4 protein-coding genes are annotated in these 6,530 nt (G+C 65.2%); 1 reads left to right on the plus strand and 3 read right to left on the minus strand.

The window, feature by feature from the left end; genetic code table 11:
• Nucleotides 1-364: 364 nt before the first annotated feature.
• The 3 genes from ACODSM_RS22005 to ACODSM_RS22015 form a co-directional block, all read right to left on the minus strand.
• Nucleotides 365-2,161, minus strand: coding sequence for a methyl-accepting chemotaxis protein (locus tag ACODSM_RS22005; protein WP_488806909.1), 1,797 nt, complete (start codon nt 2,159-2,161; stop codon nt 365-367).
• A 564-nt stretch (nt 2,162-2,725) separates the two neighbouring features.
• On the minus strand, nt 2,726-4,534 hold the full coding sequence (locus ACODSM_RS22010) for a methyl-accepting chemotaxis protein (RefSeq protein WP_488806910.1): 1,809 nt from the start codon (nt 4,532-4,534) through the stop codon (nt 2,726-2,728).
• Between the two features lie 55 nt (nt 4,535-4,589).
• Nucleotides 4,590-5,123, minus strand: a complete 534-nt coding sequence (locus tag ACODSM_RS22015; RefSeq protein WP_488806911.1) for a chemotaxis protein CheW — start codon at nt 5,121-5,123, stop codon at nt 4,590-4,592.
• Between the two features lie 266 nt (nt 5,124-5,389).
• On the opposite strand from ACODSM_RS22015, the gene ACODSM_RS22020 reads away from it, so the two are divergent.
• Complete coding sequence (locus tag ACODSM_RS22020; RefSeq protein WP_015013644.1) at nt 5,390-6,199, plus strand: esterase/lipase family protein; 810 nt, start codon at nt 5,390-5,392, stop codon at nt 6,197-6,199.
• Nucleotides 6,200-6,530 lie beyond the last annotated feature (331 nt).

Raw genomic sequence — 6,530 nt, forward strand, 5'->3', positions numbered from 1 at the left:
CCTGGGGCGTGCTCACGCACGGGTGCCCGGTCAGGACAATGGCAAGGTCTGGATTGGCGCCAATTGTATCATTTGTTTTGATAAAAATGATTTTATCAATTTATAAGCATGACGCGTGGGCAGGGACGGCAGAGGGACAGGCGCCCGTGGTGTGGCGCGCTGGGGCAGCCAAGGGTGGACACCCCTGCCCCATTGCCCGGAGAGAACCGCAATCAGACGCACGCACCGCCCGTGGCGAGCCATGCGCAGCCTGCGGTCCCTGAGCCTTGAGTAGCGGGCGCTTTGGTTGGCCCGCTTTGATGAAGAAGTTTATGTCCCAACAAGGGGCAAAAACCTTACAACCGGCCCCGCTGCCTGCGCCACATCAAAAGCTCTCCCAATCGTCCTCCGCACCTGCGGCAACAGGCTGGGCCAGCTTGGGCGGCGCACTGGCCGATTTGGCTGCAGAAGGCGCAGCAGCAGCAGACGCTTTTTTGCCAGCAGGTGCGGGCGTGGCCGTGGACCGCAGAGTAGAAGTCTCCCTGACGGGCGCGCCTGTCGATGCAGGCTTGCCTGCCGGTGCGGCGTGCACGGGGCGCTGCGCCCCGGTGGCTCCGCCGCCCGGCTGCGCTGCACGCGCCTGGTCGGCCGTGAGCTTGAACACGGCCACCGCCCCCACCAAGGCCTGCGCCTGATGGCTCAGACTGCTGGCGGCCGCCGCCATTTCCTCCACCAGCGCGGCGTTCTGCTGGGTGACCTGGTCCATCTGCGTGACGGCCTCACCCACCTGCGACACGCCGGTGCTCTGCTCGCTGCTGGCCGCGCTGATCTCGCCCATGATGTCCGTCACGCGGCGAATGGCGCCCACCACCTCGGTCATGGTGGTGCCGGCCTTGTCCACCAGCTGCGAGCCCTGCTCCACACGCTCCACGCTGGCTGTGATGAGCGACTTGATCTCCTTGGCTGCCTCGGCGCTGCGCTGGGCCAGGTTGCGCACCTCGCCCGCCACCACGGCAAAGCCCCGGCCCTGCTCGCCCGCGCGGGCGGCCTCCACGGCCGCGTTCAGCGCGAGGATGTTGGTCTGGAATGCGATGCCGTCGATGACCGAGATGATGTCAGCGATCTTCCTGCTGCTGTCGTTGATGCCCTTCATGGTGGTCACCACCTCGGCCACCACGTCACCGCCCTGCCCCGCCACGGTGGATGCGCTCATCGCCAGCTGGTTGGCCTGGCGCGCGTTGTCGGCGTTTTGTTTGACGGTGGAACTCAGCTCCTCCATCGACGCTGCGGTCTCCTGCAGTGCGCTGGCCTGCTGTTCGGTGCGGATCGACAGGTCGTTGTTGCCCGAGGCGATTTCGGCACTGGCAGACGCCACCCCCTGGGCGTTGCTGCGCACGCCCGACACTACATGCGCCAGGTTGTTACGCATGGTGGTCAGGCCGCTGAGCAAATGGGCGATCTCGTCCTTGCCCCGGGCGTGGATCGCCACGGTCAGGTCGCCCTGGGCCACCGCGTCGGTGATCTGCACCGCATCGCCCAGCGCGCGCGAAATCTGCCGGATCATGGCGCCGCCCATCAGCACCGCCAGCGCGATGCCCGCCACCACCGCCGTGACTGCCAGCGCACGAATGGTCTGGTAGCTGGTAGCCGCGCTGTCGTACTCGGCCTTGGCACGGTCCAGCTGCACCTGCATCAGCTGGCCCAGCACCGCCTGCAACGGGTCGATGGCGGGGTACATCTCCTTGGCAGCAAACGCGGTCAGCGCCGCCACATCGCCCGACTTGAAGTGCCCCGCCAGCACGTCGGTCGCCGCATCGGCCTTGGCCTGCAGCGGCTTGAAGCGCTCGACCAGTTGCGTTTCCTCCGGCACCAGCTGCGTGGCGAGGTAGGCCTTCCAGTTGGTATCGATGGCCTTGCGCGCGTCGGCCACGGACTGCAGGCCTTGCGCAGGGGTCAGCGCGCCGTCGCGCACCTTGTGGGCTGTGTCCACCACGTTGACGGCATACATGTCCGCCACCACCTTGATCTGCTTGAGTGGCACCACCCGGTCGTCGTAGACCGACTTGAGCCCGGCATTGGAATTGCCCATGCCATACAGCCCCGCCACGCCCACCAGCAGCACCAGCAGACACAGGGCCGCAAGCAAACCCGCCAGGCGGGTGGAAATCTTGAACTGGTTCATGACAACACTCCTGAGGGAAACTATGCACACGGCTGAGCCCCGCTGGCTGCGCGCCAGCGGTGGGAAAAGAGCACAGAGCAAGTGGCAACAGCAGCCAGAGCGGCCCGGGGCGGCGGCCTTGGTGGTGCCAGAGTGGGCATTGCAACCCCTTGCACCCAAGCCCGGCGGGCCGCGTCAGCGGCCGGGGGCTGGTGCGTGCGCAAGCGTGTGCGCACAGCGGTGAAACCACGGTCCATTGCGGAACTCCTGGGGAGAACGGCGCAAAAAGAAATGCCCACCCATGCAAAGACCGCGCGCCGTGGCGGTCAAGCCCAGCATAGCGCTTTCCGTTACGTTTGCGTACGAGTCGCATCGTTGGGGCTGGGACGACGGCCCCGGTTGGCAACCAGCCAACTTCACCAGCCGCTGATGCCACTCGCACATCCATCAAGTAACAAAGCACGCAGAAGGTGTCCCCTCTGCGTGCTTCTTCACTTCTTTTTTGATAGCTGTCAGCGCATGTTCCACCTGCGCTTGCAGCCGTTTTGACCTGAACTCTTCATCCAGGGGCCTGTCTGGCCCTTCTCAGAAGCTCTCCCAGTCGTCGTCGTTACCCCCTGCCTTGGCCGGTGCCGGGCTGGGCGCTGCCGGTTTGGGGGCTGCGGCGCTGGCTGCTGGGGCCGCTGGTGCTGCGCTGCCGGTCTTGGGCGCTGCCAGGCTGGCTGCGGGTTTGCTGCTGCTCTTGGCGCTGCTGCCCACGCTGCTGCGGGCCGGGGCTTTGTAGCTGGGCGCTGCAATGGGAGCGCGAGCGGGGGCTGCGCTGCTGCGCGCCGGGCTGTGGCTTGATGTGCTGTTGGCGTCGAGCTTGAACACGGCCACGGCGTTGACCAGTTCGCCGGCCTGGGCGTTCAGGGCGCTGGCAGCTGCGGCCATTTCTTCCACCAGGGCGGCGTTTTGCTGGGTGGCCTGGTCCATCTGGGTGACGGCTTCGCCGACCTGGCCGACACCTGCGCTTTGTTCGCTGCTGGCGGCGCTGATCTCTCCCATGATGTCGGTCACGCGGCGGATGGCGCTGACGACTTCGGTCATGGTGGCTCCGGCTTTGTCCACCAAGGCGGTGCCTTGTTCCACGCGTTCTACGCTGGCGGTGATGAGGGCTTTGATTTCTTTGGCGGCTTCTGCGCTGCGTCCTGCCAGGTTGCGCACTTCTCCGGCCACCACGGCAAAGCCCCGGCCTTGTTCGCCAGCGCGGGCGGCTTCGACGGCTGCGTTGAGGGCCAGGATGTTGGTCTGGAAGGCGATGCCGTCGATGACGCTGATGATGTCTGCAATCTTGTTGCTGCTGGCGTTGATGCCTTTCATGGTCTCGACGACTTCGGCCACAACGTCTCCGCCTTGGACGGCCACGGTGCTGGCGCTGACGGCCAGTTGGTTGGCAGCTCGTGCGTTGTCGGCGTTCTGGCGCACGGTGGAGCCCAGTTCTTCCATCGACGCTGCCGTCTCTTCCAGCGCGCTGGCCTGCTGCTCTGTGCGCGCGCTCAGGTCGTTGTTGCCGGAGGCAATCTGCGCGCTGGCTGAGGCCACGCCTTCGGCATTCTGGCGCACCGTGCTGACGGTGTTGACCAGGCTTTGCTGCATGCGTTGCAGGGCGCTGAGCAGGTGGCCGGTTTCGTCCTTGGACTGCACGACGATCTGGCCGCTCAGGTCGCCACCGGCCACGCGGTCGGCCGCCTCCACCGCCTGCGCCAGGGGGCGGGTGATGGAGCGGATGATGGTGATGGCCAGAAAGATTGCGATGCCGATGGCAAGTGCGGCCGCAATCAGCACATCGCGCTGCAGGGCGCCCGCTTGCGACTCTGCACGCTGCCCTGCTGCAACGGTGAACTGTGCCTGCAGCTCCACTTGCTCCCTGATACTTGCTTGATAGGCAAGTTGCACGGGACGAAGCTGCTCTTCCAGCAATTTAATGGCTTCGTCTTTTTGGGCTTGCTGGATCAGCGCCAGGTACTGGTCTCCCACTTTCAAGAAATCTGCACGCTGCTGCTCCATTCGCGCCAAGGCTTCCTTGCCCTTTTCAGACACGATGAGTCGGTTGAGGACCTGATAGGCCTCCGCCACCCTGGCCCGTGCTTCAACGATCTGGTCTCGCGAAGCCTTCAAGATCGTCTCGTTCGAGAAAATCACCAAGTTGCGATACTGAGTGGCCTGGACGTTCACGCCATCGGCCAACGTACCCAGCGCCTTGGTGATGGGTATGCGCACACCCACCACGTCGGTCAGTTCGGCACGCTGGCTGGCAGATCGCACCAAACTCACAGCCCCTAAAGCAACCAGTAAGAGGACCATGACGCCAAAAGCTATCGCGAGCCGGGTGGAAATCTTGAACTGATTCATCCTTCTTCTCCTCGGGTTGATCGTTGTGCGTGTTCTGCCTGTGGCTACCTTAGCTCTATGCAGCCTTTGTCACCAGTCCTATTTCGTCACTGCTGAGCAACGCCTCGATGTCCATCACGATCAGCATGCGTTCGCCCAGGCTGGCAATGCCGGTGACAAAGGCGGGGTCCACATGGCCCTGCCGCTCGAACTGGGGCGTGGGCTTGATGAGGTCGGGGGTGAGCGAGACCACATCGGCCACCGCGTCCACCACTGCCCCCACCACGGTGGAGCCGATGTCCAGAATGATGACGACGGTGAAGTCGTTGTAGCTGGCTTCGGGGCACTGCAGCTTCACGCGCAGGTCCAGGATGGGGACGATGCGACCGCGCAGGTCGATCACCCCTTTGATGAAGTCGGGCGAATGCGCCAGGCGCGTGGGCCGTTCGTACGAGCGGATTTCCTGCACCCGCAGGATGTCGATGCCATATTCCTCCGCGCCCAGGCGGAAGGTCAGGAATTCACGCACGGCGGCCGCCGCGCTGGACACCTGCCCTGGCGTTGCAGAGTGGGCGTTGGCAGGGACGGCGGAGTCGACAAAAGCGGTCATGGCACGGGGCTTTCAGGCGGAGGGGGCTGCGAGGGGCGCCAGAACGCGAAATGCGCAAAAGCCATTCAAAGCATAGCAGTCATAGGTTTCATTTCGTGACATTTTTTGAGAATCCCCCACGCCAATGCAAGGGGACTGAGGCCGCTAACGACGGTGCAATTGGAGAGCTTGCTCCATTTCGCGCCCCGCCCTGGTGCGCAAAAACTGCTACCGTCGCACCAACCGTGTGCCTTGCCTGGCACGCGCCGTTTTGGAACGACGAATCGATGCCCCTCTTCTCCGACCGCAAATCCGCCGCCCCCGACCACATGCCACCGCCGAGCCTGCCGCTGCTGGCCCTGGAGCTGCGGGCCCCCTGGGAGTTTGGCGCCGTGCTGCCTGCCTGGCCTGTGCTGCAGCGCGCCCCGCTGGGGGATGGGCACACGGTCATCGTGTTCCCGGGCCTCACGGCGGGTGACACCACCACCCTGCCCCTGCGCCGCTACCTCGAATCGCGCAACTACAACACGCTGGGCTGGGGCCAGGGCCTGAACCTGGGGCCCCGCGAAGGCGTGCTGGAGAACGCCAAGGCCCAGTTGCAGCAAGCGGCGGATGCCAGCGGCAACAAGGTCAGCCTGGTGGGCTGGAGCCTGGGCGGCATCTACGCCCGCGAGCTAGCCAAGGAAATGCCCGACCTGGTGCGCTGCGTGGTGACCCTGGGCACGCCCTTTGCCGGGCCCCACACCTCTACCAACGCATGGCGCATCTACCAGTTCGCCAGCGGCCGCAGCATCGAGCGCGAAACCGAGAACTACAACCTGCCCGAGGCGCCCCCAGTGCCCACCACCAGCATCTACTCGCGCACCGACGGCGTGGTGGCCTGGCGCGGCAGCATCCAGGCGCCCGCCGACCACAACCCGCACACCGAGAACATCGAAGTGGTGGCCAGCCACTTTGGCATCGGCCTGAACCCAAGCGCCTGGTGGGCTGTGGCAGACCGCCTGGGCCAGCCGCACGGCCCGGGCGTGGTGTGGCAACCCTTCCAGCGTCCGCAGTTGCCAGGGCTGCATCTGGTGTATCCCAACCCGCACCGCTGACGGGGCTACGGACCGGCCCCCTGCCGGACCTGAAGGGGCGGCGCATTCCCAAGTGCCACGTAAAAAAGCACGCAGAAGGTGTCCCCTCTGCGTGCTTCTTCACTTCTTTTTTGATAGCTGTCAGCGCATGTTCCACCTGCGCTTGCAGCCGTTTTGACCTGAACTCTGCATCCAGGGGCCTGTCTGGCCCTCGTCAGAAGCTCTCCCAGTCGTCGTCGTTGCCTCCTGCCTTGGCCGGTGCCGGGCTGGGCGCTGCCGGTTTGGGGGCTGCGGCGCTGGCTGCTGGGGCCGCTGGTGCTGCGCTGCCGGTCTTGGGCGCTGCCAGGCTGGC

Source organism: Acidovorax sp. FG42 (assembly GCF_057809195.1).